We start from the raw sequence: 25,253 nt of genomic DNA on the forward strand, positions 1-25,253 counted from the left end.
TTTGAACGCAGCGAAGGAAGAAAAGAGGGATCCCAGCCTTCGCTGGGATGACGGATTGGAAGCACAAATCACTTCGCCAACCCCACGCGCTGGATTTCCCATTCCAGCTCGACGCCGCTCTTTGCCTTGACGCGGCGGCGGACTTCCTCGCCCAGCGCTTCGATGTCGGCGCTGGTGGCGTCGCCGGTGTTGAGCAGGAAGTTGGTGTGCTTCTCGCTCACCTGCGCGCCGCCCAGCGCGAGGCCGCGACAGCCCGCTTCATCGACCAGCGCCCAGGCCTTGTGCCCGTCCGGGTTCTTGAAGGTCGATCCGCCGGTCTTGCTGCGCAGCGGCTGGCTTTCCTCGCGCGCGGTGGCGATGCGGTCCATTTCCGCCTGGATCGCGGCGGGTTCGCCGGGATGGCCCCGGAAAGTTGCGCTGACCACGACCGCGCCATCGGGCAGGGTCGAATGACGATAGGTATAGCCCAAATCGGCGTTGGACAGGGTGATCCGCTCGCCGGAGCGCAGCACGACATCGCACTCGACCAATATGTCGCACGTTTCGCGGCCATAGGCGCCGCCGTTCATCCGCACGAATCCACCGACAGTCCCGGGGATGGAGCGGAGAAATTCGAGACCGGCAATGCCGGCATCCCGCGCGGTCGAGGAGACGAGGATGCCCGACGCACCACCGCCGCAGACCAGGGTGGTGGCGTCCAGCGCCTCCACCTTGGCAAAGGGCTTGCCCAAGCGCACGACCACGCCCGGCACGCCACCATCGCGGACGATCAGGTTGGAGCCAAGGCCAAGCGCCATCACCGGCACTGCCGGATCTAGATCGCGCAGGAAATCGGACAGGTCGTCGGCGTCCTTGGGCTCGAACAGCCATTGCGCCGCCCCGCCCGCCTTGAACCAGACGAGCGGTGCCAGCGGCGCATCGGCCTTGAGCGCGCCGCGAACGGCCGGGAGAGAAACCATCACCGTCAACCGCGCACGCCCCAGAGATTCATCCAGCTCTTCATCGCCTTCATGCCCGCCTCGCCGGCCTGATGCGCAGCCATGCCGGTCTGCACCTGCTTCTGCGCCGCCTCGACCATGTCGCGCGCGACTTCCACGCCCTGCATCTGCATGTCGATCATGCGCTTCTGCATTTCCAGGCCGACATTGAAGAGCTCGAACATCAGGCGGTTTCCTTGACCTTGGCGGTGACCGCAGCGGACAGGCCCGCCGCCCATTTGGTGATGTCGCCGGCACCCAGGCAGATGATCATGTCGTCAGCCTGGACATCAGCAGCAATGACGCGGGCAAGATCGTCCGCATCGGCGACGGTGGCGGCATTGCGATGGCCGCGACGCTTGAGCCCGGCGACCAGCGCCGCGCTGTCGACATCCTCGATCGGCTGCTCGCCGGCGGTGTAGACCGGGGCGGCATAGACGATGTCGGCATCGTTGAAGGCCTGCTGGAAATCATCCATCAGGTCGCGCAGGCGGGTGAAGCGATGCGGCTGGACCACGGCGATCACCCGGCCCTTGGCGCCTTCACGCGCAGCGGCGAGCACCGCCTTGATCTCGACCGGATGGTGGCCATAATCGTCGATGACGGTGGCGACACCTGCGCCAGCCGGGATTTCGCCGACCTTGGTGAAGCGGCGCTTCACCCCGCCAAACTTGGCAAAGCCGGTCTGGATGGTTGCGTCATCGATGCCCATCTGCAACGCCACGCCGATCGCCGCCATGGCATTGAGCACATTGTGGCGGCCGGGCATCGGCAGTTCGATCCCCTCGATCCGGCGGGTCGCGCCGTCGCGCTCGCGGATCTGGACATCGAAACGATTGCCGCCGGGCACCGGCTGGACATTCTCGCCGCGAATATCGGCCTGGGCGGAAAAGCCATAGGTGACGATGCGGCGATCCTGCACGCGCGGCAAAATGGCCTGCACCTCGGGATGGTCGAGGCAGAGCATCGCCGCGCCATAGAAGGGCACATTCTCGACGAACTCGACGAAGGCGTCCTTCACCGCGTCGAAGCTGCCATAATGGTCGAGATGCTCGGGATCGATATTGGTCACGACCGCGATCGTGCCGTCAAGGCGCAGGAAGCTGCCGTCGCTCTCATCGGCTTCCACGACCATCCAGTCGCTGTTGCCCAGCCGCGCGTTGGAGCCATAGCTGTTGATGATGCCGCCGTTGATGACGGTCGGGTCGACCCCGCCCGCGTCCAGCAGCGCCGCGACCATCGAGGTGGTTGTGGTCTTGCCATGGGTGCCGGCGATGGCGACCGTGGACTTCAAGCGCATCAGTTCGGCCAGCATTTCGGCGCGGCGGATCACCGGCACGCGATTTTCCAGCGCCAGCTCGACTTCCGGATTGCCCCGCTTGATCGCGGTCGAGGTGACGACCACGGCGGCATCGCCCAGATTTTCGGCCTTGTGGCCGATCATCACCTTGATGCCCTTGGCGCGCAGCCCTTCGACGACATAGCCTTCGGCTACGTCGGACCCTTGAACCTTGTAACCCAGATTATGCATGACTTCGGCGATACCGGACATGCCGATGCCGCCAATGCCGATGAAATGGATCGTGCCGATGTCGGTGCCGACACCCTTCATGCGGGAACTCCCTGGAGATTGAGCGTGGTCGGCGTCGGGCCGACGCGAAGCGGGTCATTCATGATCGGCGCGGGGCCGATGCTTTCGAGCAGGTCTGCCATATCGCGCGCCGCATCCGGGCGGCCACAGGCACGGGCGCGCTTGGCGGCATTTTGCAGGGCGCCGGGTTCCAGCGCCATCTTCTGCATCTGCTTGGCCAGTTCCACGGCGGTGAAGCGCGACTGGGGAATGGTGCGGGCACCGCCAGCCTCGGTCATCTCGCGCGCATTGGCGGTCTGATGATCGTCCATGGCGCTGGGCAGCGGCACCAGTATGGCGGGGCGGCCAGCGCAGGTCAGCTCGGCCAGGGTCGATGCCCCTGCCCGCGCGATCATCAGGTGCGACCAGCCCAGCTTTTCGGGCACGTCGTTGAAATAGGTGGCGAGATCGGCCGGGATCTCCATCTCGGCATAGGTGGCGCGGACGCGCTCGATATCCTCGGCGCGGCACTGCTGCGTCACCTGCAGGCGGCGGCGCAGCGCGACCGGCAGCATCGACAGCCCCTCGGGCACGACGCTCGACAGGATGCTCGCCCCCTGGCTGCCGCCGATCACCAGCACGCGAAACACGCTCTCGTCGGTCAGCGGCGGGAATTCCTCGTCGCGCAGCGCCTTCACTTCCTCGCGCACCGGATTGCCGACCAGATGGACCTTGCCGGCATATTTGTCCTTGAGCCGCTCCACGATGGGATAGGCGGTGGCGATCGCGTCGACCCGGCCGGCCAGCAGGCGGTTGACCCGGCCCAGCACGGCGTTCTGCTCATGGATCGCGGTCGGGATGCCGTCAGCCAGTGCGCCCAGCAGCGCAGGCATGGCGGGATAGCCGCCAAAGCCCACGACCGCCGTCGGCTTGAACGTGGCATTCAGCCGCCGGGCCATCGCCCGCCCGGCCAGGATCGCCTTGATCGCGCCAGGCCAGGAGGCGGGATTCCTGGTCATCCGCCCGGCGGGCAGGACATGAACCTGCGCCTTGTCGAAAATGCCCGGTATCTTGGCACCGCGTTCATCGGTCACCAGGGCGACATGATGGCCGCGCGCCATCAGTTCCTCGGCGACGGCATGCGCCGGAATCATATGACCACCCGTCCCGCCGGCGGCGAGGACGAAGTGACGGGAAATGCTCATCGACCACTCCATTTGACGACCGTATGCCGACCCATGAAGGGATTGCGCCGCGTGAATGCGAGCAACAGGCCGACGCCGATACAAAGCGCCAGCATAGAGGAGCCACCGTAGCTGATAAAGGGCAGCGTCATGCCCTTCGACGGAAAAATCTGCGCATTGACGCCCATGTTGATAATCGCCTGCAACCCGAACTGGGTAGTGAGGCCGGCGGCGGCGAGGATCGTGAAATTATCCTCCTCGTCCAACAGCCGCAGCAGCACGCGCACGACGATGGCGAGATAGACACAGGCAATGGCGATGCAGGCAAGCAGGCCGAACTCCTCGCCGATCACCGAGAATATATAGTCGGTATGGGCTTCGGGCAGGCGGAACTTGTTCTGCCCCCCACCCGGCCCGACGCCGGTAAAGCCGCCATGGGTAATGGTGCGGAACGCCAGATCCGTCTGATCCGGGCCGGTGTCCACCTGGACGCCGATGCCGAGGAAGTCGTTGATGCGCTGGCGGCCATTTTCATAGAACATATAGACCGCGACCAGCCCGGCGAGACCAACCCCGCCCAGCATGGCGATCCAGCGCATCTCCAGCCCCGACAGCATCAGCAGGCAGCCCCAGCAGGCCAGGAAGATGACGGTCTGGCCAAAGTCCGGCTGCTTCATCAGGATCGCCGCGATCAGCAGCGTCATGGCCCCGGTCAACGGCATAACCGGCAAATTCTGGTCCTTGCTCCGCAGCGACAGCAGCCAGGCAAGGGTCACGACATAGACGGGCTTCAAAAATTCCGAGGGCTGGAACCGGAAGCCAGGCAGGTCGATCCAGCGTTTGGCACCATTGACCGTGCTGCCGAGCAAGGGGACGAACAACAGCATCAGAAAGAAGAAAACGGCCAGGAAAATGGCCAGCCGTCGAGCCTGCGGCCGGGGCAGCATGGAAATCATCAACATGATCGGCAAGCCGATGAAAACCCAGATCAGCTGACGATAGAAATAGATCAGCGGATTGACCGCAATAGTGGTGGTCGATCGGTCGATCGCGGCCACCGGCGACGCGGCGGCGACCGCGACCAGCCCGATCGCCATCAATGCGACGATCAGCGACAGCAATACGCGGTCGATTTCCCAGAACCAGATCGCCAGCGCGGTGCGCTCACGCGGCACGGTGCGGGTCTTGAACCCCTTCACCAGCTCGCCCGGCCTGAACATCCCTTTGGTCCCTTCCCTATCCATGCCGCTGCCCCCGATCCCGCTCTATTCCAGCGCGCTCACGGCGGCGGCGAACGCATCGCCGCGCGCCTCGAAATCGCGAAACTGGTCAAAACTGGCACAGGCCGGCGACAACAGCACGACATCGCCCGGCTGGGCGTTGCGCGCCGCACGCCGCACGGCGGCCGATAGCATCTCGCTATCATCCACAGCCATATGCGGGCGCAGCAGATCGGCGAACATGTGGCCCGCTTCGCCGATAGTATAGGCTTGGGCGACGTTGCCATAATAGGGCACGCATTCGTCCAGATTGTCGCTCTTAGCGACGCCGCCCAAAATCCAGTGGATGCGGGGCTTGCTATCCTTGGCCGGCCAGGCGCCCAGCGCCGGCGCGGTCGAGGCGGCATTGGTCGCCTTGCTGTCATTGACATAGAGGACGCCGTTCAGCGTCTTCACCGCCTGCATCCGGTGCGGGAGCGAGGCATAGCTGGCGAGCGCCGCCATGATCGTCGCATCGTCGATGTCCAGCGCCTGCGCCACGGCGATCGCAACAGCCGCATTCTGGGCATTGTGCGGCCCCTGCAGCGCCGGCCAGCCAAGCTGGGCGTCGGCATCTATGTCGGCGGCTTTCGCCGCGCTGAGTTGCGCGGGGACCGACGCGGCGATGCTGCGGCTCGGCTCATCCTCGGTCGCGATCACCGCCACATGGCCCGCCGACTGCATGGCGAACAGCCGCGCCTTGGATGCGACATAGCCTTCAAAGCCATTGTAGCGATCGAGATGGTCGGGCGTGATGTTGAGCAGCACGGCGACGTCGCAGTCGAGGCTGTGGGTCAGGTCGATCTGGTAGCTCGACAGTTCCAGCACATAAACGCCCATGCCATGCAGGTTCGGCTCCAGCGGCGGCTGGCTGAGGATAGGCAGGCCGATATTGCCGCCCATCACCGTGGGATAACCTGCCTGCTCGATGATATGGTGGATCAGCGCCGTGGTGGTCGACTTGCCGTTGGTGCCGGTGATGCCGACGACCTTGTGCGGCGGCAGCGTCGGCCGGGCCAGCGCGAACAGTTCGATATCGCCGATGATCGGCACGCCGGCGATCTTCGCGCGCATCGCGATCGGATGCTTGTTGAGCGGCACGCCCGGCGACACGACGATGCCGTCGAACCCGGCCAGGTCGATCTCCATCGGATCGCCGATTTCCAATTGGACATCGCCATCGATCTCGTTCGACAGCGCCTGCACAGCATCAGCCGCCGCTTCGCGCGCCTTTTCCTGACTGTCCCAGGCAATGACGCGCGCGCCGCTGGCAACCAGCGTCTCGACCGTCGCCAGGCCAGATCGCGCCAGTCCCAGTACGGCGTAGGTCTTCCCCGCAAAGGCCTGCGAAACGATCATGGCTTACCGCAGCTTCAGCGTGGCGAGGCCGGCCAGTGCCAGCACGAAGGCGATGATCCAGAAACGGATCACCACGGTCGGCTCGGCCCAGCCCAACTGCTCGAAATGATGGTGGATCGGCGCCATCTTGAACACCCGCTTGCCGGTCCGCTTGTAGAAGAAAACCTGGATGATGACGCTCATCGCCTCAACCACGAACAGGCCGCCGATGATACCCAGCACGATTTCGTGATGCGCCGTGACCGCGATCACGCCGATCGTACCGCCCAGCGCCAGGCTGCCGGTGTCGCCCATGAAGACGGCGGCCGGGGGCGCGTTGAACCACAGGAAGGCCAGCCCCGCCCCGATGATCGCGCCGCACAATATGGTGAGGTTGCCCGCGCCGGGCACATGGGGAATACCAAGATAGGTGGCAAAATCGGCGCGGCCGACCAGATAGACGATCGCCATGAAAGCCATGCAGGCGATGATGACGGGCATGGTGGCGAGGCCATCGAGCCCGTCGGTCAGGTTCACCGCATTGCCAAAGGCCACGATGACGAAGGCAGCGAACAGGAAGTAGAACGGCCCCAGCTCGATCGCCGGGCCATTGTAGAAGGGCACGTAGAGCGCGGTATTGCCGTGCTGGTTGACGATCATCCAGGCGGCAAAGCCGGCGATCAGGAACTCGAACAGCAGGCGCATCTTGGCCGAAAGCCCCTTGTGGCTGGCCTTGGTCACCTTGTCATAATCGTCGAGGAAGCCGATCGCGCCGAAACCCAGCGTCACGAACAGGCAGGCCCAGACATAGGTGGACGACAAGTCCATCCACAGCAGCACCGATGCGACCATGGAGGTCAGGATCATGAGCCCGCCCATGGTCGGCGTGCCGCGCTTGGCCAGATGGGTCTGTGGCCCGTCGCTGCGGATCGGTTGCCCCTTGCCCTGTCGGACGCGCAGCCAGCCGATGAACTTGGGGCCGATCACCAGGCCGATGATCAGCGCGGTCGCAATCGCTGCGCCGGCGCGGAAGGACAGATAGCGAATGAGGTTGAAAGCCCCCGCGAAATCCAGAGTCTGGGCAAGCCAGTAGAGCATCAGTCTTTATCTCCGTCGCGGGCGGCATCGCCAAGGGCGGCGACCAGGCGGGACAGCCCGATGCCATTGGATCCCTTGACCAGGATCGCGTCACCCGCGCGCATTTCCTTGTTGATCAGATCGGTGGCCGACGCGGCGTCCGGTACATGGTCAAAGGCGACGATGCCGGTCAGCGCATCGGCCAATGGCGCCATCTCCTCGCCGACCAAAATGGCATAGTCGACGCCATTTTCGCTCAGTGGGTGCGTCAGCGCGGCGTGCAGTTCCTGGCTGCGCTCGCCCAGTTCACGCATAGCGCCCAGAACCGCGATCCGGCGATCCGCTTGCTCGCGCCCCAACTGCTTGAGCGTGGCCGCCATACTCAGCGGATTGGCGTTGTAGCTCTCGTCGATCAACAATGCTTCGCCACCCGCAATTGGCAGGGTCCGTCGCGCGCCACGCCCCGGCAGCCCCGGCATTTCCGCCAGCGCAAGGCCCGCCGCCGCCAGATCACCGCCCAATGCCTCAACCGCTGCCAGTACCGCCAACGCATTGGACACCCAATGCTCGCCTGGCGCCGCGACGGTGAAGCAGAGTTCGGCCCCTGGCAGGCTGGCGGTGACCAGCGTGCCGCCGGCCGGCGCCGGCACGGTCTCGCGAACGCAAACATCGGCGTCAGGGCTGAAACCAAAGGTCAGGATGCGCGCGGCGTGCCGTTCCGCCTTGCCATAGAGGATCGCGACATGCGGGCTGTCATAGGGGATGATCGCAGTGCCCCCCGGTTCCAGCCCCTCGAAAATCTCGGCCTTGGCCTCCGCGATCTTCTCCTCGGTGCCAAAAAATTCGATATGCGCCGGCGCTATGGCGGTAACGATCGCGACATCTGGCCGCACCTGACGCGTCAGGGTCGCCAGTTCGCCTACATGGTTCATGCCCATCTCGAACACGCCATAGGCACTGTCACGGGGCATGCGCGCGAGGCTGAGCGGCACGCCGACATGGTTGTTGTAGCTCTTGACCGAGCGATGGACGCGATCGGGACAGGCACGATCGAGCGCCTGGAACAGAGCCTCCTTGGTTCCGGTCTTGCCGACCGAACCGGTGACGCCGATGATTTTGGCCGCGCTGCGCGCCCGCGACGCGCGTGCCAGCGCTTCCAGCGCTGCGGCACTGTCGTTCACCAGCACATGGGGATGATCGACCGGTTCGCTGACGATGGCACCGGCTGCCCCCTGGGCGAAGGCCTTGCCGACAAACTTGTGGCCATCGGTGGTTTCCCCCTTCATCGCCACGAACAGATCGCCGGCGCCTACCTCGCGACTGTCGAAGGCGACACCAGAAACGGCGAACGGCGCCGACGCGGCGCCGCCCGTGGCCTCAGCGATCTCGGCAGACGTCCATAGATCGCTCAACCCGCGCACTCCCGTGCCACGGTGACATCATCAAATGGCAGCACCCGGTCGCCGATTATCTGCCCCTGCTCATGCCCCTTGCCCGCCAGCAGGACGATATCGTCCGGCCCGGCCATGGCGATGGCAGCGGCAATTGCCGCTCGGCGCCCGCCAATTTCCTGCGCGCCGGGCGCGCCCGCCATCACGGCGGCACGGATCGCCGAGGGGTCTTCCGAACGGGGATTATCATCGGTGACGATCACATAATCGGACAGATCGGCGGCAACCTTGCCCATCTGCGGCCGCTTGCCCGCATCGCGATCCCCGCCCGCGCCGAACAGCGTGATCAGCTTGCCGCGCGTGTGCGGACGCAGCGCCTCGATCGCGGCGCGCAGGCCTTCGGGTGTATGGGCATAATCGACATAGACCGGGGCTCCGGCCCGGGCGATGACCGCCCGTTCCAGCCGGCCGCGCACGGGCTGCAACCGGCCCACCAGTTCCAATACCCTGGCGACATCACCGCCGGTGGCGATCACCAGCCCTGCGGCGGTCAGCACATTGGCCGCCTGATAGGCACCGATCAGCGGCAGGTTGATCTTGTAGAGCTTGCCACCCGCCTCGATCTCCAGCGTCTGGCCCAACTGGGTCGGGGTGCGGTTGGCAAGACGCAATGCCTGCCCCTGCACCCCGACGCTCAGCACACGAAGCCCCCGCTTCGTAGCCCGCTCGATCGCCTTGTCCGACCATTCATCATCCGCCCAGATGACGGCCGCGCCGCCATCGCCCACGACCTCGTCGAACAAGCGCATCTTGGCGTCGAAATAGTTGTCCATGTCGCCATGATAATCGAGATGATCGCGCGACAGGTTGGTGAAGGCGCCGGCCGCGACCGGCAGGCCTTCCGTGCGATACTGGTCCAGGCCATGGCTGGATGCCTCGAACGCGGCGTGGGTGATGCCCTCGCGCTTGAGGCCCGCCATGTTGGACAGGAAGGTGACGATATCCGGCGTGGTGAGCCCGGTCGATACCTGATCGACCGCAGTGGTCACCCCCAGCGTACCGATCGAAGCCGACTTGTGCCCCAGCATGCGCCAAAGCTGGCGCGCCAGCTCGACCGTGCTGGTCTTGCCGTTGGTGCCGGTCACAGCGACGGTCACATCGGGAAATGGTGCGAAGAAGCGGGCGGCCAGCTGCGCAAACAGGCGCCGGGGATTGGCATGGGCGATATGCACCGCGCCATCAACCTTCGCTTCCGGCCGCGCGACCACGGCAACCGCACCGGCCTTGATGGCATCGGCGATATAATCCTCGCCATTGACGCGCATCCCCTGGAAGGCGCCGAACACCGTACCCGGTGCGACCTTGCGATTGTCGATGGCAAAACCCGTCACGGACGAATCGAGGCCGGCATCGCTGCCGACCTCGACATCCAGCTCCTCGATTAGCGACCCGAGGCGCATCACTCATTCTCCTTGTCGCCGTGTAGCAGCGGCATCAAATCCGAAATATCCACGTCCCGCCGTTCGTCCGGCATCACGCCAAGCATCGGTCCGGTGCGCTCGATCACACGCTTGACCACCGGTGCCGCTGTCCAGGCCGCGGTGCGCAGGCCATATTGGCCCGTCGCCTCGTCCATGATCGCAACGACCACGTAGCGCGGATTGTCCATCGGGAAAGCGGAAGCGAAAGTCGTCACCAGCGAAGTCTTGTTGTAGCGCCCTTCCTGGGGCTTTTCAGCGGAACCCGTCTTGCCGCCCACCCGGAATCCCTTGGCGTCGGCGCTACGCCCTGTACCCGCCGACACGATCATCCGCAACAGCTGGCGCATCCGCGCGCTGGTCGCCGCCGTAAAGACGCGGCGGCCCTCGGGCACCTCATCGGGCTTCAACTTGCGAATGGTCGCGGGGCGCCACATGCCGCCATTGACCAGCGCGGCATAGGCCGTGGCCAGATGCAGCGGCGTGACCGCGATGCCATGGCCATAGGACGTGGTCATGCTGGTGATGCGCCCCCAGCTTGACGGCCAGATGCCCTTGGCGCGCTCGTTGAATTCGATCGGCGCCCGCTGGTCGAAATCCAGGTTCCGGAATAGCTTCTGCAGCGGTTCGGCGCCCATTTCATCCGCAATCCGCGCGGTACCGATGTTGGAACTGTGGACCAGAATTTCCGGCACGTTGATCCAGCGGCCAAGCGGATGATCGTCCTTGATGCGGAAGCCCGCAACGGCCAGCGGTGCGGTCGCATCATAGCGCTTGCTCATCGAGGTCACGACGCCGGCATCCATGGCCGCCGCGATCGACAGGGGCTTGAACGCCGATCCCAGTTCGTAACGGGCCTGCACCATATGATTGCACAAGGGCGACTCGCTACAGCGCTTTCCGGCGTAATTCTGCAGCTTATTGGGGTCGAACACCGGGATCGAGGCCATGGCGATCACCTCGCCGGTATTGGCGTCCAGGATGATGCCACCCGCCCCCTTGGCCCGGGTCTGCACCAACTGGGCATAGAGTTCGCTCTCCAGCGCGCCCTGGACGCGGCTGTCGATCGACATGGCAAAGGGACTGCCACGCCGCGCGGGATCGATCAGCCGGTCGTTGAACGCGGCCTCCACCCCCATGCCGCCGACCCCTTCCGCATTGGGGGCAAAGCCCAATATATGCGCGGCCAAGGTGCGCTGGGGATAGAGGCGCTCCTTCTCCCGCGGAAATTCGATACCGATTTCGCCCAGCGCGTTCACCGCCGCCACTTCTTCGGGCAATGCCCGGCGACGCAGATAGGCCCAGCCCCGGCCCGCCAGCTTCTTGCGAAAGACCGCTTCGGATTCGTCGGGAAAGATTTCGTGCAGCTTGCGCGCCAACTCGGACGGATCGCCGATCAGCTTGGACGGGCGTACCGCGATCGAATAGGCATCCATCGTGCGGGCCAGCGGCACGCCGTTGCGATCCACGATGTCCGCACGCGCCGGCAAAAAGGCGGACAAGGCGTCATCACCATGCGCCCCGTTGGCGAAAATGCCGACCCAGGTCAGGCGAAGAATCAGTACACCGGTGACCACGAGAAAGAGGATCAACAGCAACATCAGGCGATTATGCGCGATGGCCGTCAGATTGACCCGCTGCCGTCCTGCGCGCGCACCACCGGGCTGGACGATGATCGTGGCCATCAGCGTTCCTTCCTGCGTTCGCGCGCCGCCCGGGCACTCAAGTCACCCAGCGTATTGTCGTCCAGCAATTTCGCATCGAGCATCGCCATCCGCTCCGCCCGCCGGGCAACCGGGTTGGGCCGCGACACATCGGCATCCGCCTTGGCCCGCTGTTCGGTGGCGCCAGACGTCGGCTTGGCCAGCTTTTCGACATTATCAGCAGCATGCGCCTCGCGGATGACGGCAATATCGCTGCGAATCTGGCTCGCCGCCGGGCTTGCCGGCGCGGCCTGCGGTGCCGAAGGCAGGTCCGCCGGAGTCTCAACCATCGCGACCATCACCGGTGGCGCCACATAATCCGGCCCATTGGGCTGCACCCCATCGAGATGCGCCAGCGCCCGTTCGCCGGCCAGATACTGACCGGCGGTCGGCGTCGAATACATGAAATCATCCTGGTTCCACCGCTCCAGCTGACGCATGCTCGCACGCGCGCTGAATTCGGTCTCCAGATAACGGATATCGCCGCGCGCCCGCGCGATCTGCGCCCGCACCCGCATCACATCATTGCGTTCGGTCGCAACCTTGAGCGAAACCAGATAGGCCCCCAGTGCACCGAGAGCGACCAGCAACACCCAGATCAGGCTCTGCAACCTCTTGACCGCGATCATGGCCGGTCACTCCGATGGGTACTGCCGGAAGAAGGAGGCGCATCCGTACGAACTGCGCTGCGCAGGGTGGCAGAACGGGCGCGCGGGTTTCGCGCCAACTCATGCTCGCCCGCGCGAACCGCCTTTCCAGGCTTCTCGAACGTCGGCGCATCGGCGGATTTGCGTTCGGGCATATGACGCGACCCGCCGCCTTCGCCGCCACTGCGCTTGCGCAGGAATTGCTTGACGATGCGGTCCTCCAGGCTGTGGAAGGTGACGACCGCCAGCCGCCCGCCGGGCTCCAGCAGCGCTTCGGCCGCTTCCAGCCCACGCTCCAACTCTTCCAGCTCCCGATTCACATGAATGCGGATCGCCTGGAAGGTCCGGGTTGCCGGATCCTTCTTGTCATGCGGCTTATGCCCCAGCGCCCGCCGCACGACGGCGGCCAGCTGCCCCGTCCGCTCAAGCGGGCGGGCCTCGACGATCGCGCGCGCAACCCGGCGCGAACGCGGCTCCTCGCCATAACGATAGATGATGTTGGCAATTTCCTCTTCCGGGGCGGTGTTGAGGAAATCGGCCGCATTCATCCCGCCCTGGCTCATCGTCATGTCGAGCGGCCCGTCCGCCTGGAAGGAAAAGCCCCGTTCGGGCCGGTCGAGCTGCATCGATGACACCCCGATGTCGAGCGTGACGCCCGACACCACCGCGACGCCACGATCCGCCAGCAACGCTTCCATGGCAGAAAATTCACCGGGAATGAGAATGATGCCATTCGCCTCGGCCACCGCCTGTCCTTCGCGGATCGCGTCGGGATCACGATCAAAGGCGAAGACGCGTGCGCCTGCCCGCGCCATCGCGCTGGAATAGCCGCCTGCGCCAAAGGTGCCGTCGACATGAATTTCGCCCGGGGCAATGGCGAGGGCATCGAGCACTTCGGCGAGCAGGACAGGCAGATGGCGGTCGGATGCGAGCGCAGGGTCGGCAGCACGGGTCACTTGCCCCCCTCCGCTGCACGCTGGTCCAGCCAGCGCCGCACCTTGTTGCGGATCAATGCCGGACGATCAGGACTTTCAACCAATGCTTCAGGCTTCCAGATCTGGAAATAGCGGCCCACGCCGTAAAAAAATACGGCATCGGTGATGCCCGCCTCTTCCTTGATATCGGGGTGCAGGAAAAAGCGGCCACCTTCGTCGAAATTCACATCCTCGATCGTGCCGAGTCGGTTCTCGCGCTCCAGATCACCGTTGAAGGGCCGGTCAGCCACGCGCGCCAGCCGCTCCAGCTCCTCGACCTCCTCGAACAGGAACAGCTTGTGCGACAGGCCGAAGCCTGTAGCGCAGCCATTGTCCATATGCACCGAAAGGCACAGGCGATTTTCGCCACCGCTGGCCAGCTTGACCTGCCGGCGCATCTCCAGGGGCAGCACGAAACGGCCCTTGCCGTCCGCGACGCTGAACGCGTTGCCCGAATAGAGAATAACGTCCGACACGCTGGAAAATCGCCCCTTGTTTGCGGGGCGCAGGTCTCCCCCGCCGAAACCGCAAGAAGGCGATGCCAGCGCAGGACTCGAACCAAAGCCTGACTAACCCCAATGCTGATTACGTACCAAGCATGGGGCTTTCTGCAAAGGGAAATTTAGGGTCAGAATGGGAAATCCTGTTTGGAAATGGGATTAACCGTTTAACAGACCCTCCGCCAGCTTATTTTCACTTTTTGTTCCACCCACCTTCCGCCCGGATTTGCGCGAAAGGAGCATGAAACCCAGGATCGCCCAGCCCATCCCGACCAGCAGCGCGGATCGCAGCCCAAGACGGACATCGCCGACGTCACGCATCCAGCGCCGCCCCCCTGGCAGCTCTCCGCCCAACCATTCCACCAGCAGTGCGGGCGTGTCCGCGCTCCATGCCCGCGGTTCCAGTGGCCGGATCGGATCGGCCAGCCACAGCCGGTCGTCGATCAGGTCCGCATCCCCCAGAAAGATCGCTTCACCCCGGCCAATCCTCAGGCGCAGCGGCAAGGCCATCCCCCCGTCAGTCAACCGAGCACGATCCCGCATCGGCGCCATGCCCGACAAGGTGACAAGCCGACCATCAGGCAGAAAATGGCGGATTTCCGCCTCGACCACCGGCCGAGCTTCGACATTCCAATGGGCCAGCAACAGCCCCAGCGCTCCGCTGGACGGCGCACGACGCCGGTCGCCAAAGCCATAGCGGGACGGCCAGCGCAGTTGCGGATCGTCGAGCAGCACCAGCCGCCCCCCGCCCCGCACCCAGCGATCAAGCGCGACCAGCGCCTGCGGCGTCAATGCGCGCGGTTGCGCGACCAGAGCCAGCTGCGCGCCGGAAGCAACCAATGCACCGGGATCATCAAGCGGCTGCAACTCGAAGCGCGTCCGCAGCACCGTGACGATCGGCGCATCCCTTCGCTCGCGGAGACCGCCCTCCGCCCAGAAGAGCGGCAACGCGGAGATGACCGCAAGAGCGGGACGATGCGGCTGGGACAAAATGGGCTGAGCCGGGCCGCGCCACAGGATCAGCGCCGTGCCCCCCAGCAATGCCAGGCCAGCGCCCTTCATCTTCCAGCCCCGGGCACGAAGCAGCTTGCCGGCGACGGCAGCCATCAAGGCAATCAGCCCCAAGCCCGCTGCCGCAAGCGGGTCCGGTGCGCGTGCCGCAGCAATCCAGCAAAAGACCAGAACTGTCCCGGCCACCCCCAGCATCACCCAGAGGATTGCCAGCCACCCCCAGCGCGCCAGCGCGGCGCCGGCCGGTATCAGCATCAAGCCGGCAGCGATCGCCCAGTCCCACGGATCGACCTGTCCCGTATGCCAGGCGCGGACCAGCCCGACGGTCAACGCGATCAGCCCAGGCAACCACAGAGCCAGAAACAGTTGGACAGGCCGTCGCCAACGCATCACGACAACGCCTCAGAGATCGTTTGAGAAATCGCGAAAGAGCGATGCCTGATGCCGGGATGCACCGGATGGCGCATTCTCAAACAGACTCTCAGGGCGTCTGTGGCGCAGGTTCCCGATCCATCGGCTTCTTGAGATTGGGATCAGGCTGCAGATCGGGCACGATCGGCGCCTGTTCGGGCGCAGGCTGCACCCCCAGTTCTGCAAGCGGCTCCTTGGGCGCGGTGGCAGCGACAGCGGCATTGACATCGATCGTCGGCACGGCCGATGGCGCGGCGGCGATATCATCCACCCTCGCCTTGTCGATGACGATATTGGCCAACCCCACCAGCAGGATAACCCCCGCCAGTCCGGTCAGACCTATCTGGACGCGCTGCAACCCCTCCTGACGGCGGGAATGATCAGCCATGAACATGCTCTTTTTATCGTCGCCGCGACCCGTGTCGGCTGCAGTCAATTGTGCGCGAGCCAGGGGAACACCGTCAAGCCTTTCGATTCGAGCCACTGACGGTTATAGAGGGTGGACAGGTAACGGAAGCCGGTGTCGCACAGGATCGTGACGATCCGCTTGCCCGGTCCGAGCTGCTTTGCCAGCGCGACGGCACCCGCGACATTAATGCCTGACGAAAGGCCCAGGCACAGCCCTTCCTCGGCCAACAGGCGACGAACCCATTCCAGCCCCTCCTCGTCGGAAATGCGGAACTGGGCATCGATCGGCGCCCCTTCCAAATTTGCGGTGATGCGTCCCTGGCCGATACCCTCGGCCACCGAACTGCCTTCGGCCTTCAGTTCGCCATGGGCGTAATAATTGTAGAGCGCGGCGCCATGCGGGTCAGCCAGGCCGATCACGACCCCCTCGTCGTGCGCCTTGAGCCCCAGCCCTACGCCCGCGATCGTCCCACCAGTGCCGGCCGCACAGATAAATCCGTCGACCCGCCCCTCCATCTGAACCCAGATTTCCTCGGCGGTCCCGACGATGTGCGCCTTGCGGTTGGCGATATTGTCAAACTGATTGGCCCAGATCGCCCCGTCCGTCTCTTCCGCCAGCCGGCGCGACGTGTGGACGAAATGCCCCGGATTGGAATAGGGCGCGGCGGGCACCGTCACCAGTTCCGCACCCAGCGCGCGCAGCGTATCCATCTTCTCGCGGCTCTGGGTCTCGGGCATGACGATGATCGACTTATAACCCTTGGCATTGGCAACCAGCGCCAGACCGATACCGGTATTACCGGCCGTCCCCTCCACGATCGTGCCGCCGGGCTTGAGCAGCCCCCTTTCCTCGGCATCATTGACAATGAACAGCGCGGCCCGGTCCTTGACCGACGCGCCGGGATTGGCGAATTCGCATTTGGCGTAAATATCGCATCCGGTTGCGGCCGACGGTCCGGCAAGGCGCACCATCGGGGTGTTGCCGATCAGGGCGAGGCTATCATTCTGGAGCAGCATGCCCCCCGCATAGCGGAGCGCATGCGTCCTTGCCAAGCAAGGGAATGATGCCTGCGGAAAAGACCCCGTTTTTACCGCCTCCCCCATTAATCTCTGCCACGCGCGGCGTCCCGGCGTGGGACGGGGAGGAATCGATACAGGAAGTCGAAGGAAAAATCCGCTAAGGGGGGCCGCAAGCGCCCCTGCGGCGTGACGTGCGAGCGGGATGGACGATGCTGCGGCTGGAACAGAAGACGAAATGGATGCGACAGGCAGTCGTGGGCGCATTGGCGCTTGCGGCGCTGGTCGTGCCCCATTTCATCACCGCTGCCCCGCTGGACCTGCTGGATACCGATACCCACCGGCCCGACCCGGCCGAACTGCCCGGCGCGAACTTCCCCGGCTCCGCCTTCTTTTTCGCGCAGGGGGCTTTCGACCCGGTACCGGGCGCGCTCACGATCCAGAGCCCCCATGTCATGGGCTTGGCGGAAGTAACGGCAGCGCCCGCCGGCCTGTTTCGCGGCATCACCGCGCTCGATGGCTTTCGCGCGCTCAACTGCCTGACCTCGGCCATCTATTATGAGGCAGGCAATGAACCGGACGATGGGCAGCGCGCGGTGGCGCAGGTCGTCCTCAACCGGGTACGCAGCCCGCTATGGCCACAAAGCGTCTGTGGCGTCGTGTATCAGGGATCGGAGCGCACCGACTTCCATTGCCAGTTCACCTTCAGTTGCGACGGCGCCATGGCCCGCGTCCCCAATGCGACGGCATGGATGCGCGCACGGGGCGTGGCGCAACGGGCGCTGGCCGGCCAGGTCTACGCCCCCGTCGGCCTCGCCACCCATTACCATACGCTCGCGGTACGACCGACCTGGGCCGACAAGCTGCAACCGGTCGCCGTGATCGGCGCGCATATCTTCTATCGGAGCCTGGGCACCAACGGCACTTTGGCCGGCTTCACCATGCCTTATCCCGGCCGGGAAACGATTTCCGGCCCGGCACGACGCGCCTGGCCCGTCCAGCCGATCGCGCCGGTGGAAATGCTCGCCGCCGTGCCCGCCAGGCCCTATGCTGACCCGGCACGCCCGGCGCCCCCGACAGGCAATGCCCCGCTTGCCGTTCCAGACCCGCGCGAGGCCTTGCCGGAATCCACCATTCGCCCCGAATATCGCAACAGCGGTCGGCCGCTGACCTGAACCGCACCGTCTTTTTTCGCTCGTCACCGGCAATTATTTACGGTTAATTTTCCAGCAATCATCGAAGCCCTTGAAAATTCGGAAATTTAAAAATCTTCGAGGCTGCATGAATTCGGGAACCCATTGCCGCTCCTGTGGGTTCTGCTTTTCGGATAGCAAATCTTTTGCCCCCCGCTCTTGCTATCCAAAAAACATGGACCCGGAACGCTCCCCCCCCCCCCGACGCGTTCCGGGTCCAGACTTTTTGGGGCCATCTCCTCTCTGACATCGCAACATGCCAGGCGGAACGCTTTTTGCCGCAATGGGTTTTAGAACGGTCGCGGATATGGCGCCGCTCGCATGGTCGCCATCTTTCAAAAGGAGAGACCTGATGACGAAGAAGATTTTGACCGCTCTGCTGCTCACCGGATCGCTGATGGTCGCCGCCTGCAATACGGTCGAAGGCGCCGGCAAGGACGTCCAGAGCGCAGGCAAGGCCGTGGAAAACTCAGCCAACTAAGCGCCGCACCGAAATTTCAGGCTCGCCCCATTCGGGGCGGGCCTTCTTTTTTACGCGGAAACCTCTTCGGCCGCCGCTTCCGCAGCCGCCCGCTTCGCCTGGCTGCGATCGGTAAACCAGATGGCGACCAAGGTAATCTCGTAAAGCAGCAAAAGCGGGATCGCGAGCATCAACTGCGACACAACATCGGGCGGGGTCAGAACGGCCGCCAGGATGAAGGCGCCGACGATCATGTAGCGGCGCATCCCCTTCAATTGCTCGCGCGAGACGAAGCCCGCCCGATTGAGCAGCATCAGCAGCACCGGCAACAGGAAACAGATGCCGAACGCCAGGATGAACTGCATCACCAGGCCCAGATAGCTGTCCGCGCTCGGCAAGGCTTCGACCTGCAAGCCGCTGCCATTACCCTGATAGCCCAGGAAGAAATGGAAGGCGGTCGGCATCACCACGAAATAGGCAAGGCTCGCGCCCAGCGCGAACAGGAAGGGGGTTGCGATGATGAAGGGCAACAGCGCCTTCTTTTCCTTCGCATAAAGGCCCGGCGCGACGAACGCCCAGAGCTGGTTGGCGATGATCGGGAAGGACAGGCAGAATGCGCCGAACAGCGCGATCTTGATCTGCACGAAAAAGGCTTCGTACAGCTTGGTATAGACCAGCTTGCCGCCGCCATCCCCGAACGCTTCCTTGAGCGGATGCACCAGGATGGCGAAGAGCTGCTCTGAAAAATAGAAGCAGATCGCGCCGGTGACGAAAAGCGCATAGACGCATTTGAGCAAGCGGCTCCGCAACTCGATCAGATGGTCGAGCAAGGGTGCCTTGCTGTCGTCGATATCGCCGATCATGCCGTCGCATCCCCCTGCTTGGGCGCGACCGGCTCCTCGGCAACATAGGGCGGCTTGTCCGCCACCGGCGGCGGCGCGGCCTCCGCCACATAGGGCGGCGCATCGACAGCAGCCACAGGCGCCTCCGTCACATAAGGCGGCTTGTCTTCCTGGACGGCAGAGGGCGTATCGCTGGCCGGTGCATGCTCGATAACCGGGGTCTCGGGCGGATGCTCGGCCATGATGCGCTTATTCTGCTCGGCCCATTTCTTTTCCAGCTCCTCCAGCTCGACTTCGCGCACCATGGCGTCGATGCCGGTGCGGAAATGGCGCGCCATGCCCTGGGCCTTGCCGACAATCTGCCCCACTTTGTAGAGCGCGCGCGGAAGATCCTTGGGGCCGATCACGATCACCGCAATGATCACGATCACGAGGAATTCAGTCGAATCGATGCCAAACATGCGCGACTACCAGCCTGCGTTAGAGATCAGGCCTTGGTCTTTTCTTCGGTCGCACTCGGCGCGTCCTGTTCGGGCACGCGATGACCCTCGATCCGGGTCGCGGGCTTTGCCGGCGTCGCGTCGTCCTCGTCGTCGGCCATACCCTTCTTGAAGCTCTTGATGCCCTTGGCCACGTCACCCATCAGGCCGGAAATCCGACCGCCACCAAACAGCAGCATGACGACCAGGAGCACGATCACCCAGTGCATCAGCGAGAAAGAACCCATTTCACATACTCCCGAAAGGAGGCCTATCTAGGCCTCTTCCTCATCCTTTTCCACAACGGATTGGCCGCCCAGACCCTCCAGCGCCAAATCGATCGGATCGAGCAACCCTGCGGCGCGCAAATCGTCCAGACCCGGCAGGTCCCGGCGGCTGCTAAGGCCAAAATGTGACAGAAACTCTACGCTGGTCGCATAGATAAGCGGACGGCCGGGAACTTCACGCCGGCCAACCGGGCGGACCCAGCCAGCCTCCATCAGCACGTCCAGCGTGCCCTTGGCGACCTGTACGCCGCGAATCGCTTCAATCTCCGCGCGGCTGACCGGCTCATGATAGGCGATGATCGCCAGCGTCTCCATCGCCGCGCGCGACAATTTGCGCGTTTCGTCGCGTTCCCGGCGCAGGATATGGGCCAGATCGGCCGCCGTCTGGAAATGCCAGCGCCCACCCCGCTCGACCAGATTGACGCCGCGCCCGGCATAATCCTGCGCCAATTGGGCCAGAGTCGCAGGCAGGTCGCCACCGTCGCCGACATGGGGACGCAGCTCGGCAGGTGTCAGCGGCTCTTCCGCTGCGAACAACGCCGCCTCCACCGCGCGCGCGAAATCGTCCATCTCCCGGATCACAGCAACTGCTCCCATTGATCGCCCGACAGCGCTGCTCGCAGGTAGATCGGCTCGAATATCCCATCCTGCCTTATGTCCACCCGCCCCTGCTTGGCCAGTTCCAGCATCGCCACGAAGCTGCTGGCCAGCGCCGATTTGGCCATCGGTCCGTCACGATCATCGGGCAGGAAGGATTCCAGCGTGGTCCAGTCCAGCGCCGAGCCCACCAGCGCACTGACACGCTGGATCGCCTCGTCCAGGGTCATGACCGGCCGCACCGCGACCATATGCACGACCGGCTGGTTGCGCGCGCGAATCTGGCCATAGGCCTGGATCAGGTCATAGAGGCTGGCGCTCCATTTCGCCCGCCGCACCATATGCAGCCCTTCGGGGCGGGGGCGGACGAATACGTCGCGCCCGATTCGATCGCCGGCCATCAGCCGCGCCCCCGCCTCGCGCATGGCATGCAGCCGTTGCAGCCGCAATTGCAGGCGCAACGCCAGTTCCTCGGGGCTGGGTTCGGGCTGCGCTTCCTTGGGCAGCAGCATCGCCGACTTGAGATAGGCGAGCCACGCCGCCATCACCAGATAGTCGGCGGCCAGTTCCAGCTTCAGCTGCCGTGCCCCTTCGACATAGGCCAGATATTGCCCGACCAGCGCCAGGATGGAAATTTCGCGCAAATCCACCTTTTGGGTCCGCGCCAGCGCCAGCAGCAGGTCGAGCGGCCCTTCCCAGCCTTCAAAGCTGACCGTCAGCACCTCCGCGGGGGACGCGACCGGGGCGGTGAAGAGATCGTCCATCGCCCCCGCGCCGCGATCAGGCAGGAACCAGCGCCAGCAGCGCGTCCCGGGTCGCCATCAGATCCTCAAGCGACGGCAGGTCGGCCGCATGGGCGGATGCCATAGCCCGATCGAGCCGCGCGCGCGCCTCCGGGCTGATATCCGGCAACAGTTCGGCGATGCCTGTCATGTCGTCCATCCGGCCCCAGCAATTGAGCGCCAGGTCGCATCCGGCAGCGACCACCCCGGCCGCCAATTCGGGAATGGAGCCCTTGAGCGCCTTCATGTCGAGATCGTCCGACATCAGCAAACCGTCGAAGCCAATGCGTTGACGAATGACATCCTCGATCACCACGGGCGACAGGCTGGCCGGCCGTTCGGCATCCCAGGCGGTGTAGACGACATGGGCCGTCATCCCCATGGGCGCATCCTTGAGCGCGCGGAACGGCGCCAGATCGAGTTCCAGTTCCTCCGCACAAGCCTGCACGACGGGCAGTTCCAGATGGCTGTCGACCAGTGCGCGCCCATGACCCGGCATATGCTTGACGATGCCCACGACATTGCCGTCGGCCAGCCCCTCGATCACCGCGCGACCCAGCGCCGCGACCCGCATCGGCTCCGCGCCCAGGGTGCGATCGCCCATGATGTCGCTCGCTCCTTCCTGCCGCACGTCCAGCAATGGCAGCGCATCGACCGTGATGCCGACCTCCGCCAGCATCACCGCCAGCGCCCGCGCATTGGCCCGTGCCGCCGCAATCGCGCTCGACGGGGCGATGTCATAGAGCCGGTCGAACTGGGTGCCGGACGGAAAGCTCGGCCAGACCGGCGCCTGCATCCGCGCCACCCGTCCGCCTTCCTGATCGATCATGATCAGCAGATCGTCGCGTCCATGCAGCGCGCGCAGGTCATCGGTCAGCGCCCGCAATTGCCCGCGATCGGCAATATTGCGCTTGAAGAGGATATAGCCGGCCGGCTGCGCCTCGGCGAAGAAGGCGCGCTCGTCGGCGGTCAGGGTTTCGCCGGATAGGCCGAAGATGACGGGTTTCATAACGCCAATGCTAGTGCGTCAGGAACGGGCTGTCGACGCCCGTACCGGACGAAGATCAGTTGACGACCATGCAGCTTTCGCCGGCGACCTTCAGCTTGCCGCAGACGGTGCCGGCCTGGGCACCCGCGCTGGCGCGCAGACGATAGACGGTACCGCCGCCAACCTCGGCCGGCTCGACCGACATGGCAAGTGGCGCAAGATAGGCAAAGCGCTTCGACAGGCGGCTCCAGGCATCCTTCGCGCCACCCGCGCTGCCATAGGCACCCAGTTGGATCATGCCGCCGGCCGCTGCCTTTGGCGCTGCCGCTTGCGGCGCCGCCTTCGTCTCGTCCTCGACCTTGGCGGTTACGCTCTGGGCAGGCTTCACCGCCACTGCCGGTTTCGTGCCCGTGGGGGCTGGCGCGCTGGCAGTGATCGGCGCTTCCGGCACGCGGCTGGGATCGATCTGCCCGTCGCGCACGACGCCCTCGCTGGCGGCGAAACTGGCGTCGCCTTCACCCTCAAACTTCTTGGCGTCCGCCTCCTTGGCCGCAATCTTGTAGTCGCCGACCGGCGCGGCGATCAGCTTGCCCTCCCCCGCGCCGCCGCCATTACGGTTCTGCAGCCACCATACGCCGGCAACCACGGCGCCGATCAGCAGCAGCCCAACCAGGATCAGACCCAGCAGGCGCAGCGGCGATATCCGCTCCTCGTCATCCTCGTCGATCGCGGGTTCCAGCCAGGGCAGCCGATCCTCATCGTCGAGGGCCAGGCGCCCGCGTGCATAATCACCCATTGTCGAACTCCGTCCGGCTCACTGCATCTCGGTCAGCGCGGCCACGCCCATCAGGGCAAGGCCGTTACGGATGATCTGCCCGATTCCGCGGCTCAAGAAAAGCCGGGCCGATGTGATGGCAGGATCGTCCGCCAGGATGACGCGCGCGCGCGGATCGTCATTGCCCATATTCCACCAGCCATGGAATGCGGATGCCAAGTCATTGAGATAAAAGGCGACACGGTGCGGCTCTCGGGTCAGGGCGGCCCCTTCCACCACACGTGGGAACTGCGCAGCAAGCTTGACCAGGTTCAGTTCGGCCGTCCCAAGCAGGGACAGGTCGGGCACAGGCAGGTCTATCCCGGCCTCCTCCGCCCGCCGGCCGAGCGAGGAAATCCGTGCATGGGCATATTGCACATAGAAGACCGGATTGTCCTTGGACGCTTCCACCACCTTGGCGAAATCGAAGTCCATCTGGGCATCGGCCTTGCGCGTCAGCATGGTGAAGCGGACGACATCCTTGCCCACTTCGCGCACGACATCGGCCAGGGTGACGAAATTGCCGGCGCGCTTCGACATCTTCACCGGCTCGCCATCGCGCAGCAGGCGGACCATCTGGATGAGCTTCACGTCGAACCGCGCCTTGCCCTCGGTCAGGGCGGCGACGGCGGCCTGGATGCGCTTCACCGTGCCGGCATGGTCGGCGCCCCAGATGTCGATCAACTGGTCGGCGGTCTGTGCCTTCTGGAAATGATAGGCCATGTCGGCGCCGAAATAGGTCCAGCTGCCGTTCGACTTCTTGATCGGCCGGTCCTGGTCGTCACCGAACCTGGTCGAACGGAACAGCGGCAGTTCCACCGGCTCCCAATCGTCGGGCAGTTCGCCCTTGGGCGCTTCCAGCACGCCGTCATAGACCAGGTCATGCGCGCGCAGCCAGGCTTCGGCCTCGGCCGGCTTGCCTGCGGCCTGCAATTCGGCCTCCGACGAGAAGATGTCGTGGTGGATACCCAGCAGCGCCAGATCGCTGCGGATCATGTCCATCATCTTCGCCACGGCAAAGGTGCGGAACAGCACCAGCCATTCGCCTTCGGGCGCGCCGACGAACTTGTCGCCATATTCGGCGGCCAGCGCCTGCCCCACCGGCACCAGATAATCGCCCGGATACAGCCCCTCGGGGATCGCGCCGACATCTTCGCCCAGCACCTCGCGGTAGCGCAGATGCGCCGAGCGGGCGAGCACGTCGACCTGGCCGCCGGCATCATTGATATAATATTCGCGGATCACCTTGTGCCCGGCATATTCCAGCAGCGTGGCGAGCGCGTCGCCGACCACCGCGCCGCGGCAATGGCCCATATGCATCGGGCCGGTGGGATTGGCCGAGACATATTCGACGTTCACGGTCACGCCCGCGCCGATGTCGGACCGGCCATAATCGTCCGCCTCGACATGCAGCGCCGCCAGTTCCGCACGCCATGTCGCGTCGGTCAGGGCCAGGTTGATGAAGCCCGGGCCGGCGATGCTGGCGCTTTCGACCTCGCCCAGCGCCTGCAGCTTGGCCACGATCGCTTCGGCCAGCGTGCGCGGATTGGTACCGGCGGGCTTGGCCAGCACCATCGCGGCGTTGGTGGCAAGGTCACCATGGCTGGGGTCGCGCGGCGGCTCCACCGTCACCGGCTTGCGGTTGAGGCCGGCGGGCAACGTGCCTTCGGCCTCCAGCGCGTCAAGCACGGCATCGAGATGGGCGGTGAAACGGGTGTAAAGGGACATCAAACTATCCTGCGTCACAAAATCCGTTCGTCCTGAGTAGCCCCTTCGACTGCCTGCCAAGGCAGGCGCTCAGGACAAGCATTGAGCGCAGTCGAAATGGCGTATCGAAGGATGTATGTGACACAAGATGCTTCGATA

General features: G+C 64.7%; 26 protein-coding genes. 2 read left to right on the forward strand and 24 right to left on the reverse strand.

Going from position 1 to position 25,253, the window contains the following annotated elements:
• Positions 1 to 68: 68 nt before the first annotated feature.
• The 16 genes from murB to PMI04_RS16145 all read right to left on the reverse strand — a co-directional run bounded on the left by murB (position 69) and on the right by PMI04_RS16145 (position 16,945).
• Positions 69 to 959 carry a UDP-N-acetylmuramate dehydrogenase gene (gene murB, locus PMI04_RS16070; RefSeq protein ID WP_007711638.1) on the reverse strand — a complete coding sequence of 297 codons (891 nt, stop codon included), beginning with the start codon at positions 957 to 959 and terminating at the stop codon, positions 69 to 71.
• Between the two features lie 5 nt (positions 960 to 964).
• On the reverse strand, positions 965 to 1,162 hold the full coding sequence (locus tag PMI04_RS16075) for a hypothetical protein (RefSeq protein WP_004207957.1): 198 nt from the start codon (positions 1,160 to 1,162) through the stop codon (positions 965 to 967).
• Positions 1,162 to 2,589, reverse strand: coding sequence for a UDP-N-acetylmuramate--L-alanine ligase (gene murC, locus PMI04_RS16080; protein ID WP_007711639.1), 1,428 nt, complete (start codon positions 2,587 to 2,589; stop codon positions 1,162 to 1,164). The genes PMI04_RS16075 and murC overlap by 1 nt, the downstream gene beginning before the upstream one ends.
• On the reverse strand, positions 2,586 to 3,752 hold the full coding sequence (murG, locus tag PMI04_RS16085) for an undecaprenyldiphospho-muramoylpentapeptide beta-N-acetylglucosaminyltransferase (RefSeq protein WP_007711641.1): 1,167 nt from the start codon (positions 3,750 to 3,752) through the stop codon (positions 2,586 to 2,588). The genes murC and murG overlap by 4 nt, the downstream gene beginning before the upstream one ends.
• On the reverse strand, positions 3,749 to 4,951 hold the full coding sequence (locus PMI04_RS16090; protein WP_007711647.1) for a putative peptidoglycan glycosyltransferase FtsW: 1,203 nt from the start codon (positions 4,949 to 4,951) through the stop codon (positions 3,749 to 3,751). The genes murG and PMI04_RS16090 overlap by 4 nt, the downstream gene beginning before the upstream one ends.
• Positions 4,952 to 4,996: 45 nt before the next feature.
• Complete coding sequence (gene murD / locus PMI04_RS16095; RefSeq protein ID WP_007711648.1) at positions 4,997 to 6,349, reverse strand: UDP-N-acetylmuramoyl-L-alanine--D-glutamate ligase; 1,353 nt, start codon at positions 6,347 to 6,349, stop codon at positions 4,997 to 4,999.
• 3 nt (positions 6,350 to 6,352) lie between these two features.
• Entirely contained in the window at positions 6,353 to 7,426 is a 1,074-nt protein-coding gene (gene mraY / locus PMI04_RS16100; RefSeq protein WP_007711650.1) for a phospho-N-acetylmuramoyl-pentapeptide-transferase, read from the reverse strand.
• Positions 7,426 to 8,817 (reverse strand): UDP-N-acetylmuramoyl-tripeptide--D-alanyl-D-alanine ligase, encoded by a 1,392-nt coding sequence (gene murF / locus PMI04_RS16105; RefSeq protein WP_007711652.1) that lies wholly within the window; start codon positions 8,815 to 8,817, stop codon positions 7,426 to 7,428. Before murF ends, mraY begins: the two co-directional genes overlap by 1 nt.
• The gene (locus tag PMI04_RS16110; RefSeq protein ID WP_007711663.1) at positions 8,814 to 10,256 is read right to left on the reverse strand and encodes a UDP-N-acetylmuramoyl-L-alanyl-D-glutamate--2,6-diaminopimelate ligase; all 1,443 of its coding nucleotides are present in this window, start codon (positions 10,254 to 10,256) and stop codon (positions 8,814 to 8,816) included. Before PMI04_RS16110 ends, murF begins: the two co-directional genes overlap by 4 nt.
• Entirely contained in the window at positions 10,256 to 11,959 is a 1,704-nt protein-coding gene (locus PMI04_RS16115; protein WP_007711666.1) for a penicillin-binding protein 2, read from the reverse strand. Before PMI04_RS16115 ends, PMI04_RS16110 begins: the two co-directional genes overlap by 1 nt.
• On the reverse strand, positions 11,959 to 12,606 hold the full coding sequence (locus PMI04_RS16120) for a LapA family protein (RefSeq protein WP_007711669.1): 648 nt from the start codon (positions 12,604 to 12,606) through the stop codon (positions 11,959 to 11,961). Before PMI04_RS16120 ends, PMI04_RS16115 begins: the two co-directional genes overlap by 1 nt.
• A complete protein-coding gene (gene rsmH / locus PMI04_RS16125) occupies positions 12,603 to 13,580 on the reverse strand; it encodes a 16S rRNA (cytosine(1402)-N(4))-methyltransferase RsmH (protein ID WP_007711671.1) in 978 nt (325 codons plus the stop codon). Before rsmH ends, PMI04_RS16120 begins: the two co-directional genes overlap by 4 nt.
• Positions 13,577 to 14,074: a division/cell wall cluster transcriptional repressor MraZ gene (locus tag PMI04_RS16130; protein ID WP_007711673.1), complete on the reverse strand. Its 498-nt coding sequence runs from the start codon at positions 14,072 to 14,074 to the stop codon at positions 13,577 to 13,579. The genes rsmH and PMI04_RS16130 overlap by 4 nt, the downstream gene beginning before the upstream one ends.
• Before the next feature lie 183 nt (positions 14,075 to 14,257).
• Positions 14,258 to 15,499 carry a DUF4350 domain-containing protein gene (locus PMI04_RS16135; protein WP_007711675.1) on the reverse strand — a complete coding sequence of 414 codons (1,242 nt, stop codon included), beginning with the start codon at positions 15,497 to 15,499 and terminating at the stop codon, positions 14,258 to 14,260.
• A 91-nt stretch (positions 15,500 to 15,590) separates the two neighbouring features.
• Entirely contained in the window at positions 15,591 to 15,908 is a 318-nt protein-coding gene (locus PMI04_RS16140) for a hypothetical protein (RefSeq protein ID WP_007711677.1), read from the reverse strand.
• Positions 15,909 to 15,952: 44 nt separating this feature from the next.
• Positions 15,953 to 16,945, reverse strand: coding sequence for a cysteine synthase A (locus PMI04_RS16145; protein WP_037486740.1), 993 nt, complete (start codon positions 16,943 to 16,945; stop codon positions 15,953 to 15,955).
• Positions 16,946 to 17,157: 212 nt separating this feature from the next.
• On the opposite strand from PMI04_RS16145, the gene PMI04_RS16150 reads away from it, so the two are divergent.
• Positions 17,158 to 18,120 carry a cell wall hydrolase gene (locus tag PMI04_RS16150; RefSeq protein WP_007711681.1) on the forward strand — a complete coding sequence of 321 codons (963 nt, stop codon included), beginning with the start codon at positions 17,158 to 17,160 and terminating at the stop codon, positions 18,118 to 18,120.
• 370 nt (positions 18,121 to 18,490) lie between these two features.
• Positions 18,491 to 18,619, forward strand: a complete 129-nt coding sequence (locus PMI04_RS16155) for an entericidin A/B family lipoprotein (RefSeq protein WP_007711685.1) — start codon at positions 18,491 to 18,493, stop codon at positions 18,617 to 18,619.
• A 50-nt stretch (positions 18,620 to 18,669) separates the two neighbouring features.
• Here PMI04_RS16155 and tatC read toward each other — a convergent pair whose 3' ends face one another.
• The 8 genes from tatC to argS are packed head-to-tail and all read right to left on the reverse strand — an operon-like array spanning position 18,670 to position 25,115.
• Positions 18,670 to 19,461, reverse strand: coding sequence for a twin-arginine translocase subunit TatC (gene tatC, locus PMI04_RS16160; protein WP_007711688.1), 792 nt, complete (start codon positions 19,459 to 19,461; stop codon positions 18,670 to 18,672).
• Positions 19,458 to 19,901: a hypothetical protein gene (locus tag PMI04_RS16165; RefSeq protein ID WP_007711690.1), complete on the reverse strand. Its 444-nt coding sequence runs from the start codon at positions 19,899 to 19,901 to the stop codon at positions 19,458 to 19,460. The genes tatC and PMI04_RS16165 overlap by 4 nt, the downstream gene beginning before the upstream one ends.
• A gap of 26 nt (positions 19,902 to 19,927) precedes the next feature.
• On the reverse strand, positions 19,928 to 20,167 hold the full coding sequence (locus PMI04_RS16170) for a twin-arginine translocase TatA/TatE family subunit (RefSeq protein ID WP_004207976.1): 240 nt from the start codon (positions 20,165 to 20,167) through the stop codon (positions 19,928 to 19,930).
• A gap of 27 nt (positions 20,168 to 20,194) precedes the next feature.
• The gene (gene scpB / locus PMI04_RS16175) at positions 20,195 to 20,788 is read right to left on the reverse strand and encodes an SMC-Scp complex subunit ScpB (protein WP_007711694.1); all 594 of its coding nucleotides are present in this window, start codon (positions 20,786 to 20,788) and stop codon (positions 20,195 to 20,197) included.
• Positions 20,785 to 21,567, reverse strand: coding sequence for a ScpA family protein (locus PMI04_RS16180; protein ID WP_007711696.1), 783 nt, complete (start codon positions 21,565 to 21,567; stop codon positions 20,785 to 20,787). Before PMI04_RS16180 ends, scpB begins: the two co-directional genes overlap by 4 nt.
• Before the next feature lie 16 nt (positions 21,568 to 21,583).
• Positions 21,584 to 22,594, reverse strand: coding sequence for a beta-N-acetylhexosaminidase (nagZ, locus tag PMI04_RS16185; RefSeq protein ID WP_007711698.1), 1,011 nt, complete (start codon positions 22,592 to 22,594; stop codon positions 21,584 to 21,586).
• 55 nt (positions 22,595 to 22,649) lie between these two features.
• Positions 22,650 to 23,369 carry an SPOR domain-containing protein gene (locus PMI04_RS16190; RefSeq protein ID WP_007711700.1) on the reverse strand — a complete coding sequence of 240 codons (720 nt, stop codon included), beginning with the start codon at positions 23,367 to 23,369 and terminating at the stop codon, positions 22,650 to 22,652.
• An 18-nt stretch (positions 23,370 to 23,387) separates the two neighbouring features.
• A complete protein-coding gene (gene argS, locus PMI04_RS16195) occupies positions 23,388 to 25,115 on the reverse strand; it encodes an arginine--tRNA ligase (protein WP_007711702.1) in 1,728 nt (575 codons plus the stop codon).
• Positions 25,116 to 25,253 lie beyond the last annotated feature (138 nt).

Origin of the sequence: Sphingobium sp. AP49 (assembly GCF_000281715.2) — a bacterium.
Lineage (GTDB): Bacteria > Pseudomonadota > Alphaproteobacteria > Sphingomonadales > Sphingomonadaceae > Sphingobium.